At 63.0% G+C, this 13,214-nt stretch carries 12 protein-coding genes; 4 read left to right on the top strand and 8 right to left on the bottom strand.

Going from position 1 to position 13,214, the window contains the following annotated elements; genetic code table 11:
* Positions 1-49: 49 nt before the first annotated feature.
* From BHE01S_RS06215 to BHE01S_RS06180, 8 genes are all read right to left on the bottom strand, one after another.
* Entirely contained in the window at positions 50-814 is a 765-nt protein-coding gene (locus BHE01S_RS06215) for an HvfC/BufC N-terminal domain-containing protein (RefSeq protein WP_042261709.1), read from the bottom strand.
* The gene (bufB, locus tag BHE01S_RS06210; RefSeq protein WP_042261708.1) at positions 811-1,662 is read right to left on the bottom strand and encodes an MNIO family bufferin maturase; all 852 of its coding nucleotides are present in this window, start codon (positions 1,660-1,662) and stop codon (positions 811-813) included. The genes BHE01S_RS06215 and bufB overlap by 4 nt, the downstream gene beginning before the upstream one ends.
* Before the next feature lie 68 nt (positions 1,663-1,730).
* Positions 1,731-2,000, bottom strand: coding sequence for a BufA2 family periplasmic bufferin-type metallophore (gene bufA2, locus BHE01S_RS06205; RefSeq protein ID WP_042261706.1), 270 nt, complete (start codon positions 1,998-2,000; stop codon positions 1,731-1,733).
* An 89-nt stretch (positions 2,001-2,089) separates the two neighbouring features.
* Positions 2,090-2,854, bottom strand: a complete 765-nt coding sequence (locus BHE01S_RS06200; protein WP_042261704.1) for an alpha/beta hydrolase — start codon at positions 2,852-2,854, stop codon at positions 2,090-2,092.
* Positions 2,855-2,963: 109 nt separating this feature from the next.
* Positions 2,964-3,458: a DoxX family protein gene (locus BHE01S_RS06195; RefSeq protein WP_084068605.1), complete on the bottom strand. Its 495-nt coding sequence runs from the start codon at positions 3,456-3,458 to the stop codon at positions 2,964-2,966.
* Complete coding sequence (locus tag BHE01S_RS06190; protein WP_042261703.1) at positions 3,455-3,736, bottom strand: BufA1 family periplasmic bufferin-type metallophore; 282 nt, start codon at positions 3,734-3,736, stop codon at positions 3,455-3,457. The genes BHE01S_RS06195 and BHE01S_RS06190 overlap by 4 nt, the downstream gene beginning before the upstream one ends.
* Positions 3,737-4,043: 307 nt before the next feature.
* The gene (locus BHE01S_RS06185; RefSeq protein ID WP_042261700.1) at positions 4,044-4,943 is read right to left on the bottom strand and encodes a LysR family transcriptional regulator; all 900 of its coding nucleotides are present in this window, start codon (positions 4,941-4,943) and stop codon (positions 4,044-4,046) included.
* Positions 4,944-5,036: 93 nt separating this feature from the next.
* The gene (locus tag BHE01S_RS06180) at positions 5,037-5,957 is read right to left on the bottom strand and encodes a LysR family transcriptional regulator (RefSeq protein WP_042261698.1); all 921 of its coding nucleotides are present in this window, start codon (positions 5,955-5,957) and stop codon (positions 5,037-5,039) included.
* A gap of 142 nt (positions 5,958-6,099) precedes the next feature.
* On the opposite strand from BHE01S_RS06180, the gene BHE01S_RS06175 reads away from it, so the two are divergent.
* The 4 genes from BHE01S_RS06175 to BHE01S_RS06160 all read left to right on the top strand — a co-directional run bounded on the left by BHE01S_RS06175 (position 6,100) and on the right by BHE01S_RS06160 (position 13,178).
* Positions 6,100-7,329: an MFS transporter gene (locus BHE01S_RS06175; RefSeq protein ID WP_042261696.1), complete on the top strand. Its 1,230-nt coding sequence runs from the start codon at positions 6,100-6,102 to the stop codon at positions 7,327-7,329.
* 75 nt (positions 7,330-7,404) lie between these two features.
* Complete coding sequence (locus BHE01S_RS06170) at positions 7,405-10,593, top strand: efflux RND transporter permease subunit (protein WP_042261694.1); 3,189 nt, start codon at positions 7,405-7,407, stop codon at positions 10,591-10,593.
* Positions 10,583-11,761: an efflux RND transporter periplasmic adaptor subunit gene (locus BHE01S_RS06165; RefSeq protein WP_042261690.1), complete on the top strand. Its 1,179-nt coding sequence runs from the start codon at positions 10,583-10,585 to the stop codon at positions 11,759-11,761. The genes BHE01S_RS06170 and BHE01S_RS06165 overlap by 11 nt, the downstream gene beginning before the upstream one ends.
* A complete protein-coding gene (locus BHE01S_RS06160; RefSeq protein ID WP_042261688.1) occupies positions 11,754-13,178 on the top strand; it encodes an efflux transporter outer membrane subunit in 1,425 nt (474 codons plus the stop codon). Before BHE01S_RS06165 ends, BHE01S_RS06160 begins: the two co-directional genes overlap by 8 nt.
* The last annotated feature ends 36 nt before the right edge of the window (positions 13,179-13,214 follow it).

Below are 13,214 nucleotides of genomic sequence, written 5' to 3'. Positions count from 1 at the left end.
ATGCGCTGCAACGATCGCGGCGCTTAAAAGTTAGCAAACCTGAATAGAATCAAACGTCGAGCTGGCTGTGTTCGACGCCGGTAATGAGTTCGCTCGCGAACCAGGTGGCGAGCAGTGTGCCAGCCCGTGCGATGCCGTCTGCCTCCCCGAGGCGGGCAGCCAGCCTGTCGCAAAGCGACGCGAAGCTGCGGTTGCGCAGCACATGCAGCAAGGCCTCGTATTCGATGGCGTCCACGCGCTTGAGGCTGGACGTCAAGCCGCGCCGCCAGACGAGCAAGCCGCCTGGCTCGGCGAGCATCTCCCCCCCGGGTGGCGATGCTCCGTGGCACAGCGCCGTCCAGATATCGTCTGCATTGGTCGTGGCGGCGCGGACCCTGAGCGATGGCGTGAATTGCAGGCTGGCGGACCCCCAGTCGATTGCGGCGAGCGTCGAGTCGGGAACGCAAGAAGCGTCTCGCGCGACAAACGCTTCGTCGAGCGCGCGCTCGATCCACGCGAGTTCGTGCAGATCGGGGTTGTCCGGGTAGAGCGAAGCGAGTGTTTCGCCAAACTCGTGAGGGTAGGCGTCGAGCGTCCACGCATGCGGAGGATGGCGATCGATGTGTGTGAGTGCCGCTTGCAGGAAGGCTTCATCGCCCATCCATTCGCGCACCTGCACGAACGACTGCTGCAGGCAGTCGACGAGCTGGCTGCGGTAATTGTTTTGATATACGGCCAGCCCCGGCGCAGCAGGGTCGTCAAGGCGGCGCGCCGCGTCCTCCGAGCCGCGTACGAGCCACGTCTGCAAATGCTGTTGCCACTCGGCAAGTTTCATGCAGCCTCCGCGACGCGCGACGACGAATGCTTCGAGGCGAGCGCACGCGCACGCGAGAGTTCGACGAGCAGGTCGGCGAGCGGCGGAATATCGGCGTCGCGTTCGATCATCGTCGCGACCGGTCCTAGCCGCGAGATCGCATTCGCATAGAGCGACCACACGTCGGCACACACAGGGCTGTCGTGCGTGTCGATGAGCAGCCCGTCATCCTGAGAATGCCCTGCTAGATGGATCTGACGCACGCACCCGGCCGGTATGCCATCCAGATAGGCGATGGGGTCGAAGCCGTGATTCGTGGCACTCACGAAGATGTTGTTTACGTCGAGCAGCAGCTCGCAGCCGGTGCGCTTCTTCATGCGCGCGATGAACTCCCATTCGGTCATGGGCGCATTGTCGAAGGCGAGATAGCTCGACGGATTTTCGACCAGCATGGTGCGACCCAACGCGTCCTGTGCCGTCGAGATGTGCGCGCAGACCACGTCGAGTGCTTCCTCGGTGTAGGGAACGGGCAGCAGATCGTGCGAGTTGAAGCGCCCGATGCGCGACCAGCTCAGATGGTCGGAGACGAAGAGCGGGTCGATCTCGTCGACGAGTGCCTTCAGGCGCCGAAGATAGTCGTGGTCGAGGCTGTCTGCCGAGCCAATCGACATCGACACGCCGTGCAGGGCGACGGTATGCCGCTCGCGTACCCGGCGCAGAATGTCGCGTGGCTGACCGCCTTCGACCATGAAGTTCTCGGATATGACCTCGACGAAATCGACCGGCACGGCGGTCTCGAGGAAGTCGCGATAGTGTTCCCTGCGCAGGCCGAGGCCATAGCCGAAGAAGGGTAGGTTGGATGCAGGCATCGTGCGGACTCCGCCAATGAATATCGGTGGCGTCTGGCCCGCCCGTGAGCAGCGGGCCAGATACAGGATTACTTCGGTTCCGTCAACGTGCCGCCTAGCGCACGGCACTCGGTGGGCGTCTTGACGATCACGCCCTTGCCCTTGCACGTGTTTAGGCCCTTGCAATCATTCTTCGCGGTCGCGCAGAGGCCTTGGCCCTTGCACGAATTGACGCCATAACAGCGCCCCGGCTGCTCGGCACCCGCCGCGTTGGCGGCACTTGCGGCCGATGCGGTGGCCACGGCGATGAGGGCTGCTGCTGCGGCCAGGCTGGCGCGGGATTTGAGGTTGAGGTTCATAAGTTTTCCAAAGTGGTATGAAAGGGCAAACAAAATGGAAACGGCCCGGTGCGAGCCGCAGGTACAGCGTTTCTGTGACGCGCAGGCGGTCAGTTCGCGTGGAGCGCGGCGTCTTCGATCACCTGTGCGACCGCCTCGGGTTGAGAGATGACGATGGCGTGGCTTGCGGCGACCTCGGTGACCTTCGCCCCCGCGCGTTGGTACATCCAGCGCTGCAGGTCGGGGCTCAGCGCACGGTCCTGGGTCGCGACGACGCCGTAGCTGGGCTTGTCGTGCCACGCCGCGTCCGGGGTTTGCGCGCCGAATGCGGCAGCCGTCGCGGGCATCTGCGAGGCCGCCATGAAGTTCGTGCGATTGGCGATCAGGTCGCCCGCATAGTCGGCGGAGAACTTCGCGGGATCGAAGAACAGATGTCCGTCTCGAGTGGCATGGATGTCGTCAGTCGGTTCGGGTACGGACGCGGCGAGTTGGGTGACGCTCTCGCCAACGTCGGGCTGGAACGCGGCGACATACACAAGCGCCTTCACTTTGGGCCGTGTGCCCGCTACCGTGATAACCGAGCCGCCGTAGCCGTCGCCCACCAGGACCACCGGGCCGCTGGCCGACACGATCGCACTGCGGGTGGCGGCCACGTCCGCGTCGAGCGTGGTGAGCGGTTCCTGAACCACGGTGACGTTGTAGCCCTTATGGCTCAGGATGTCGAAAACGACGCGCCAGCCAGAGCCGTCCGTAAAGGCGTCATGGACGATGACGATGTTTTTGATGCCCGCCGGCGCTTGCGGCGTGGCGGCGGATACGATCAACGGGGCGCTCAGCGCCGCGGCGGCGAGTGTCAGGGTCGACAGGATTCGCATTGCGTGTCTCCAGAGGCGGGAGTGGCCTCGATGCGATGTGTTGGGAATCGATAAAAAAAGGATTGCGTATCAAATATTGAGTGATGGATCGCACTCGATGATGCTGAAATTACTGCGTAAGCGTTTCTCCCCGGCGCAGCAGTCTGTCAAGCGACCATGCGCCGCCGCCCCGGACGATCAAAGGAAGCAGGAGGCCGGCCCAGCTAAGGTGCGTTGGCCACGCATCCGGATACACGAATATTTCGATCACCGCCGTCATGCCCAGCAGCATGGCTGCCGCAGACCGCGTGAAGAGTCCAAGCACGAGCAGAATGGGGCAGAGGTGTTCCGTATACGTCGCAAGATGCGCGGCGATCTCAGGCGGAATCAATGGCAATGCGTACTCGTTGCGAAACAGTTCGTAGGTCGACGCCTTGATCGTCAATAGACCATGGACCTTGGTTCGCCCAGAAAGAAAGAAAATCGCGGCAATGCCAAGGCGCGCAACGAGCAGTTGCAGTGCCGGTGGGAGGATGCGCCGCAACGTGTCGGCGGGCGTGCCGGGTGAGGTCGTCGCGCGGCGGCTCTCGGCGCGAGCGGCGTGCTGTCGGGACGTGGATATCATGAGGTCGCCTTCAACGAGCCGTAACCCTTGGGGGTCTTGATATGTGTGCAGGTGCCCTTGTCGACAAGGACGAATGCGTTGCCCTGATAGTCGACTTTCGAAGTGGCCGCGCACGACGTACCGGCGCCCGCGGCGCAATCATTCTTGCCGGCGAGCGCGACCCCGAAGCATTTTTCCTGCGGGGTATGGGTGGGGCTGGCGTCAGCATGTGCACCGGTGGCAAGCGCCGTCAGCGAAAATGCGAAGGTGGCCGCAAGGGCCGCGCGGGTGTTCTTCATAACATCTCCTTGAAATATGAAGAGGAATACGAGGTTCAGGCCGGTTCAGCGCAACAGTTCGTTCCGTTGGATCGACTAAATATCGGTAGCGAGTAAATCGCATGCGATATTAATGGGGAAGTGATGGGGCATTCGATTGCGCATTGGCTACTCGCATGCATCACTCGTTGGGTCGTATTTCAACAGCGGCTTGTATCCGGTTTGTGTTGGAGACTGGGCGTTTCTGCAACGACCTGTATCGCAGCGGCGCATGGATACATTGCGATACAAACCTCGACCCTCTGAGCGGGCCGCAGTGGCTTCGATCTCAAACGGCGGGCATGCGAGCTTTGAGGCGCGGCGACATGAAGTCGAGAAACGCGCGCAGCTTGAGCGGCAGCGGCGTTTGGCCCGCATGGACGAGATGGATCGGCATGGGCGGCAGCTCGAAGGTTTCCAGTACGAGTTGCAGCCGGCCCTCCTGTACGGCGCTCGCAACCTGATAGGACAGAACCCGTGTCAACCCGGTGCCGAGCGTCGCGGCGTCGATGGCCGATTCTGCCGTGTTCGTCACGAGGCGCGCGTGGATCGGCACGCTCTGCTCCGATTTTTCACCGGAAAACGTCCACGCGCGCGAGGAATTGATTCCCTCGAAACCGATGCACGCATGATTGGCGAGTTCAGACGGGCTCTGCGGCGTACCGCGCTCGGCCAGATACGCGGGGCTCGCACACACCACAGTGCGCGTTTCGCCGAGGCGTATTGCAACGAGGCTGCTGTCCGGCAGTTGGCCGATCCGCACCGCCACGTCCACATGGTCTTCGAGAAAATTGACGTTGCGATCGGTTAGCACGAGGCGCGCATCGATTTCCGGATAGTGCGCGAGAAATGCCGCCATTACGGGGACGACATGCAACCTCCCGAAGACCACGGGCGCCGTGGCCACGAGCGAGCCTTTCGGGGCCGCGTATTCGCCGGTCACGGCGCGTTCGATTTCGCCGATGTCCTCGAGAATGCGCCGGCACGACGCGACATAGGCCTCGCCGGCCTCGGTGAGCGAGAGGTGCCGTGTGGTGCGATGAAGCAGGCGGGTCTTCAGGTGCGTTTCGAGATCGCCGACCTTGCGGCTGACTGTCGCCAACGGCTGGCCGAGTTGCCGGGCCGCGGCTGACAAACTGCCTGCATCGACGACTGCGACCAGGATGGACATCCCTTCGAGACGGTCCATGGTCTTCTCGATTACTGGAAGGGAGATTCCCGATGTTAACGGATTCTCTTCCGGCGCGAGCGCGCAGCGCCTTTGCGTGGGCGCCTCAGGCCGTCATGCGCTCTCGGCATTGACGAGTTCGCCCGCGGTGCGTTCGCGCAGGCGCGGCGATGCGAAGTCGAGGAACGCGCGCAGCTTCAGCGGCAGGGGCGCTTGTCCCGCATGCACGAGATTGACCGGCAGCGGCGCGGCTTCAAATGTGTCGAGCACGACGCGAAGCTCGTTGGCGCGAACGGCGCGTGCAACCTGGTAGGACAGCACGCGTATCAAACCCACGCCAAGGATCGCGGCTTCGATGGCGGCGTCCGCCGTGTTCACGGCAAGCCGCGAATGAACGGGCACGGACTGCTCCGACTTGCCGGAGCCGAAAGACCACGCGCGCAGCGACGCGAGCGCCTCGAAGGTAATGCATTGATGGCCGGCCAGGTCCGCGGGTTCGGCAGGCGCGCCGTGCTTCGCCAGATAGGCGGGGCTGGCGCAAATGACCCGGCGCACCGTGCCCACTCGCGTTGCGATCAACGTGCTGTCGGGCAGTTCGCCAATGCGCACCGCGACGTCCGCGTGTTCATCCATCAGATGAACGACACGATCGGTCAGCAGGAGATTGATGTCGATCTCCGGATAGTGCGCGAGGAATTCCGCCACTACCGGCACCACGTGCAAGCGGCCAAACGCAACGGGCGCGGTGACCACGAGTTCGCCTTTGGGCGCGGCGTATTCCCCCGTTGCGGCGCGCTCGGCTTCACCGATGTCTTCGAGAATCCGCCGGCACGCGGCCACGTATGCGGCGCCGGCTTCCGTCAATGAAAGCTTTCGCGTCGTGCGGTGAAAGAGGCGCGTCTTCAGGTGCGATTCCAGCTCCCCCACCTTGCGGCTGACCGTGGCGAGCGGCATGTCGAGATGCCGCGCGGCAGCCGAGAGACTGCCCGCATCGGCGACCGAAACGAGGATAGCCATGGCTTCGAGGCGATTCATGGACCCTATCAAATAGTGGAAGGATGAATCTTGATCGTGAGGGATTCTCTTCGTAAATGCAAGCGCGTAACGTTCGACCTCAATCTGGATCGCGGCAAATCGCTGCAACGACCGGAGAATTTCAACGAATAAGGAGGTTGTCGTGAGCGGCTTACCCAGCACCCCAGAAAGTGCAGCTACGCCCGCCGTCGCATCGCGCGGCAAGATCGTCATGATGGCGATCATCGCAGGAGCAGTGATCACAAACATCTATTGCACGCAGCCGATTCTGCCGCTGATCGCAGCGGGCCTGCGGGTCAACATCACGGCCGTCGATTTCGTCGCCGGCGCCGCGTTGCTCGGCTTCTCGACCGGTCTCGCGCTGCTGCTGCCGCTTGGCGACCGCTTCGACCGGCGCAAGCTCGTGCTCACGCAAATCGCGCTCGCGCTCGTTTTTGCGGCGACCTCGGCGGTCGCGCCCGGCATCTGGGCGCTGATCGCGGCTTCGTTCGCGCTTGGCATCGTGAGTTGCGTGCCACAGCAGCTTGTTCCGTTTGCCGCCGTCATGTCGCTGCCGAGCGAGCGCGGGCGTAACGTCGGCACCGTCGTGAGCGGCATCATGGTCGGCATCCTGGTCGGCCGCACGATCGCTGGTGTGATCGGCGCGGCGTGGGGGTGGCGCGCGGTGTACGGCGCGGAAGCCGCGTTCATGGTGCCGGTCTTCATCGCCGCCGCTGCGCTGCTGCCGAAGGGCGTGCCGTCGACGAATCTTTCGTATGGGCGTCTGCTTGCTTCGCTGTGGCCGCTCGTTCGCGACAATCGTCCGATTCGCGAATCGATGATCATCCAGGCGTTGCTGTGGGCCTGTTTCAACGCCTTCTGGGTCAATCTCGCGGCGCTGCTCAAGAGCGGGCCGTGGCACCTCGGCAGCGCGTGGGCAGGCGGCTTCGGCATCATCGGCGCAGCCGGCGCGTTTGCCGCCTCGCTGGGCGGCAATGCCACCGACCGCGTGGGCTTTCGCAAGGTCATCGGCGCGAGTATCGGTATCGCGACGCTTGCCTACGTGCTTCTCTCCGGCGCGGCCACGTCGCTCACGCTGCTGATCGTGGGCGTGATCGTGCTCGATATCGGCGTGCAGTCGGGTCTCGTTTCCAACCAGACCCGCGCTTTCTCGGTCGATCCGAAAGCGCAAGGCCGAATCAACAGCCTTTATATGACGGCCACCTTTTTCGGCGGCGCGGTTGGTGCGACCGTCAGCGGCTGGCTCATGAGCCGCCTCGGCTGGTCGGGCATCGTCGCCTTCGGTGTCGCACTCGGCATCGTGGCTTCCGCCATCCACTGGATCGGTGCGCCTCGCGAGTCCGCGGGCCGGGTCCCATCAAACGCAGATTGATTCAAGGCATCGAGCATCTGCTTGCTGGAGTCCGCCGCGGTTAGGGGCGATGCCAGCTTCAATACTGGAATTATCATGATTGGCATCGTGCGCGTTGCGCTGAAGCGGCCTTATACATTTGTCGTTCTGGCCGTGTTTATCCTGATCGTTGGCGTTCTGTCGGCGTTTCGTACCCCTACGGATATTTTTCCTCCGATAAATATCCCGGTGATTAGCGTGGTATGGCAGTACACGGGGCTTTCGCCCGACCAGATGGAAGGTCGCGTGATGGCTCCGTACGAACGGGTGTTGACGACCACCGTGAACGGCGTTCAACACATCGAAGGCACGTCGCTGACCGGCTACGGCATCGTCAAGATCTTCTTTCAGCCTGGCACCAACATTGGTACCGCGAATGCGCAGGTGACCGCCATTTCGCAGGAGATTTTGAAGCAGCTGCCGCCCTCGGCGACGCCGCCGTTCATCATCAATTACAACGCTTCGACCGTTCCGATTATCCAGCTCGCGCTTTCGGGCAAGGGCCTTTCCGAACAGAATCTGGCGGACCTCGGCAAGAACCAGTTGCGGCCGATTCTCGCGACAGTGAACGGCGCTGCGATCCCGTTTCCGTTTGGCGGGAAGGACCGGCAGGTTCAGATCAACATCAAGCCGTCCGAACTCGAAGCGCGCTCCTTGTCGGCCGAGGATGTGCTGAATGCGTTGACGGCGCAGAACCTCGTGACGCCGGTCGGCACGGAGAAGATCGGCAACTACGAGTACACGCTGCAGCTGAACGATGCGCCGGAGACGATCGCGGCCATTGCGAATCTGCCGATCAAGTCCGCCAATGGCACCGTTGTGCATATGCACGATGTGGCTGACGTGACCGACGGCAGCCCGCCGCAGCCCAACATCGTTCACGTGGAAGGCAAGCGGTCGGTGCTGCTCACCGTGTTCAAGAACGGTTCGGCATCCACCTTGTCGATCATCGGCGGTATTCGTCAGAAGGTTGCCGATGCGAAGGCCTCCTTGCCCGACGTGCTTCAGATCGACGCGATCGGCGACCAGTCGATCTTCGTGAGGTCTGCGATCAAGGGCGTGGCGCGTGAGGGCTTGATTGCCGCCTTGCTCACGAGCGTGATGATCCTGCTGTTCCTGGGTAGCTGGCGCTCGACCGTCATTATCGCAGCCTCCATTCCGCTGGCGATTCTCGGGTCGATTTCCGTACTCTCGGTGCTCGGCGAGACGCTCAATATCATGACGCTCGGCGGGCTCGCGTTAGCGGTGGGGATTCTCGTGGACGACGCTACCGTGACCATCGAGAACATCAACTGGCACCTGGAGCAAGGCAAGGACGTCGAAAGCGCGATTCTCGATGGCGCGGCGCAAATCGTGACACCCGCGTTCGTCTCGCTGTTGTGCATCTGCATCGTGTTCGTGCCGATGTTCTTCCTGAATGGCGTGGCGAGGTTCCTGTTCGTGCCGATGGCCGAGTCGGTGATCTTCGCGATGGTTTCCTCGTTCATTCTGTCGCGCACCCTCGTGCCGACGATGGCGAAGTACCTGCTGAAGTCCCATGCGCAGGAGCAGGGCAATCACGAGTCTGCCGGCGTGTGGGCGCGCTTTCACCGCGGGTTCGAGCAGCGCTTCGAGCGTGTGCGCGGGAACTACGCCGCGATGCTCGAACGGGTGCTGGAGCGTCGCCGCACGTTCGTGATCGGCTTCTTTGCATTCGTCGTGGTGTCGTTTGCGTTGATGCCGCTGCTTGGGCGCAACTTCTTCCCGGACGTCGATGCGGGCCAGATCCTGCTGCACGTGCGTGCGCCCGTGGGCACGCGTGTTGAGCGAACCGCCGAGATTTTCGCCGAAGTGGAAGCCCAGGTTCGCACGACGATTCCGCCGTCCGAACTGGGCACCGTGGTGGACAACATTGGACTCTCCACCAGCTCCATCAATACGGCCTACAACAACACGGGCACGATCGGCCCGCAGGACGGTGACATTCAGATCTCGCTGAAGGAAGGCCACGGGCCGACGGCTGCTTACGTGCGCAAGTTGCGCGAATCGCTGCCGCGCGCGTTCCCCGGCGTGACGTTCTCGTTCCCGCCCGCGGACATCGTGAGCCAGATCCTGAACTTCGGTTCGCCCGCACCGATTGACCTGCAGATTCGCGGCAACAATCTGCCGGCCGACTTCGCCTACGCGAACTCGCTGCTGCGTCAGATCCGCCACGTGCCCGGCGTTGTCGATGCGCGCATCGAGCAATCGCAGGCCAATCCGCAATTCAATATCGATGTCGATCGCGACCGCGCATCGCTTCAGGGCCTCACCGAACGCGATGTGACCAATAGCCTGGTGGTGCACATGGCGGGGTCGAGCCAGATCGCCCCGACCTACTGGCTCAACGCGGCCAATGGCGTGGAGTATTCGATCGTGCTGCAGACGCCGCAGTACAGCGTGGACTCGCTCTCGTCTCTGGTGAATCTTCCGGTGAGCGGCGGGGCCGAGGCCAACGATGGGCAGATTCTTGGCGGGGTGGCGAGCATTCACCGCACGGCCAGCAACGAAGTGGTGAGCAACTACAACGTGCAGCCGATGGTCGAGGTGTTCGCCACGACTCAGGGCCGCGATCTTGGCGCCGTCGCCACCGACATTCGCCACATCGTCTCGGCCAATGCCAAGGAAGCGCCCAAGGGGGCGAAGGTCGTTCTGCTGGGCCAGGCGCAGACGATGAACAACGCCTTCGGCGGATTGTCGTTCGGGATTCTGGGCGCCGTGGTGCTGATTTACCTGCTCATCGTCGTCAATTTCCAGTCGTGGTCCGATCCGCTCGTGATCGTGGCGGCCTTGCCTGGCGCGTTGGCCGGCATCGTCTGGATGCTGTTTGCGACGGATACCACGCTCTCAGTGCCCGCACTGACCGGCGCAATCATGTGCATGGGCGTGGCTACGGCCAATTCGATTCTGGTGGTGAGTTTCTGCCGCGAACGTCTGACCGAGCACGGCGACGCGTTCAAGGCTGCATTGGAAGCCGGGACGACACGGTTTCGGCCGGTCCTCATGACGGCACTCTCGATGATTATCGGCATGGCGCCGATGGCATTGAGTCTTGGCGAGGGCGGAGAGCAAAACGCGCCGTTGGGCCGAGCGGTGATTGGCGGACTGCTGTTCGCCACTGCTGCAACGCTTTTTCTCGTGCCCGCTATTTTTTGCATGATCCACTCGCGTCGGGGTCGCACATCGACGGCCGCGCAGCTTACCGGAGATTCGATCCATGTCCTCTGAACCCACAACGCGCGCCGCACTCGCGCAGCGTCAACTCTCATTTACAGGCATTGTTGGCGGTGCGCTCGCCGTCCTCATCGTGGTTGGTGGCGTCTCGCTTCGCATGAAGCATGAGCATCAACTCAAAGACTGGACCGAGGCGCAAGCCGTGCCGTCCGTGAATGTGGTCGTGCCCGCCCCGGAGGCGCCGGGCGGCGCGCTGGATCTGCCTGGCAGACTGGAGGCTTTCGAAAGCGCGCCCATCTATGCACGTGTGAGCGGATACCTGAAATCGTGGAGCGTCGACATCGGTACGCCGGTGAAGGCAGGCCAGACGCTCGCCGAGATCGAAACGCCCGAACTCGATCAGCAGTTGATTCAGGCGAAGGCCGACCTCGCGAGCACGCAAGCCGATGCCGCGCTCGCGAAAACGACCGCCGCACGCTGGCAAAGTCTTCTGGACTCCGATTCAGTGTCGCGCCAGGAGGTCGATGACCGCACGCAGGACTATGTGGCGAAGCAGGCTCGCGTGGCGGCAGCGCAGGCCAACCTGGACCGGCTGGTTGCGACCAAGAGCTTCGCGCGAATCGTCGCCCCGTTCGACGGCGTGATCACCGCACGCAACACGGACGTTGGCGCATTGATCAATGCGGGAGGTGGTACCGGGCCGCAGCTGTTTTCCGTTTCGAGTGTGGACAAGCTGCGCGTATACGTGCGCGTGCCGCAGGAATACGTGCCGGCGGTCAAGCCGGGGGGGACGGGCACCTTCACCGTGCCGGAGTATCCCGGCAAGACGTTCACCGCCACGGTGGTGGGTCTGGCCGATTCGGTGAACGCTGCATCAGGCACGTCGCTCGTCCAGTTGATGGTCGATAACCCCGGTCATCTGCTGTTGCCGGGCGACTTCGTGAATCTGCATTTTGCGCTGCCGGCACGCGCCGATGCATTGCGGGTGCCGGCCAGCGCGCTGATATTCGACAACCGGGGGCTGCGGCTCGCCACTGTCGATCGCAGCGACACCGTTCACTTCAAGCCCGTTTCGATCGTGCAGGACCTCGGCAACGCGGTCGATATCGGCTCGGGGCTGGCGCAAAGCGACCGCGTGATCGACGCGCCGCCCGATGGTCTCGTCGAAGGCGACCATGTTCAGGTGATCGCGCCCACGGCCAAAGGTGGAAAGCATGACTAAGTATCTGAAACTGGCTACGCTGGTGAGTGCCGTGGCGCTGGCCGCGTGCTCGCTCGCGCCGCACTACGAGGTGCCCGAAACGCCCGTGGCGGCGCAGTACCAGACGCAGGGACCATGGACCGTGGCCAGCCCCGCTGACCAGCTCGATCGCGCGGGATGGTGGAAGCTATACAAGGAGCCGGAACTCGACGACCTCGAGCAACGGCTGATCGCGAATAACCCCGACCTGAGCGCGGCGCTTTTTCACTATGAGCAGTCGCAGGCGTACATCAGACAGGTCAAGTCGCAGATGTACCCGCAGGTTTCCGCTGTGGGCAATGTCCAGCGCGATCGCGAGTCGGACACGCGACCGTTGCGCAGCCCGACTGGGCCGACCGATTACAACTCCGCCACGCTGGGTGTCGAAGTCGATTACGAAGTGGACCTTTGGGGACGCGTGCGCGATTCCGTTGCCGCAAGCAAGGACGAAGGGCAGGCATCGAAAGCGGATCTCGCCTCGACGCAGTTGAGTCTCGAAATCGAACTCGCCCGAAGCTATATCGACCTGCGTGGCCTCGATCAGCAAATTCAGCTTATCGAGGCTACCCAGGAGGCATACCAGAAGGCACTCGAATTGACCCGCAACCGGCATGGCGCAGGAATCGTGTCGGGCCTGGACGTGGCGCGCGCGCGCAACCAGTTGTCGTCGGTCCAGTCCGAACTCACCCAGGTCAGGGCAAAGCGGGCATTGCTGGAGCACGCGATAGCGGTGCTGGTTGGTGCTTCACCTTCGCAGTTCCAGCTTGCGCCGAGTACCGATTCCATTGCACTGCCTGTCATTCCGATCGGGGTGCCGTCGACGCTGTTGCAAAGGCGGCCGGACGTCGCCGCAGCCGAGCGGCGCATCGCGGCCGCAAACTCCAGGATTGGCGTTGCGCGCGCAGCGTACTTCCCGACGCTCACGCTCAGCGCGCAAGGTGGTGTGCAAAGCTCGGTGCTGGGCAATCTGCTGAGCCTTTCCAGCTCGTATTGGGCGATCGGACCGTCTTTGGCGATGTACCTGATGGATGGCGGCAAGCGCCGGGCGCAGCTCGATTCCGCGAAGGAGGCGACTGCCGAGGCGGGCGCACGCTATCGCGGCGTGGTGCTGGCGTCGTTCAGGCAGGTGGAAGATAACCTCACGTTGCTCGACGATCTGGGCACTGCGACGAATCAGCAGCAGGATGCCGCCGGTGCAGCCCAAACCGCGTTGAACCTGGCGCTTGCGCGCTATCAGCGCGGCGCGGTGAGCTACCTGGACGTGGTCGCGGCGCAATCCGCCGAGCTTGAAGCGCAACGCAGCGTGATCGCGCTTCGGACGCGGCAACTGGATGCGAATATCGACCTCATTCACGCGCTGGGCGGCGGCTGGAGTGCGGATGATTTGAAAGCCGGTTGAATTCATCAGTTCGAGGACGACCCTGCGGACGGCGTG

This window comes from Paraburkholderia heleia NBRC 101817 (genome assembly GCF_000739775.1).
Lineage (GTDB): Bacteria > Pseudomonadota > Gammaproteobacteria > Burkholderiales > Burkholderiaceae > Paraburkholderia > Paraburkholderia heleia.
This window is presented reverse-complemented; position numbering and strand designations above follow the sequence as displayed.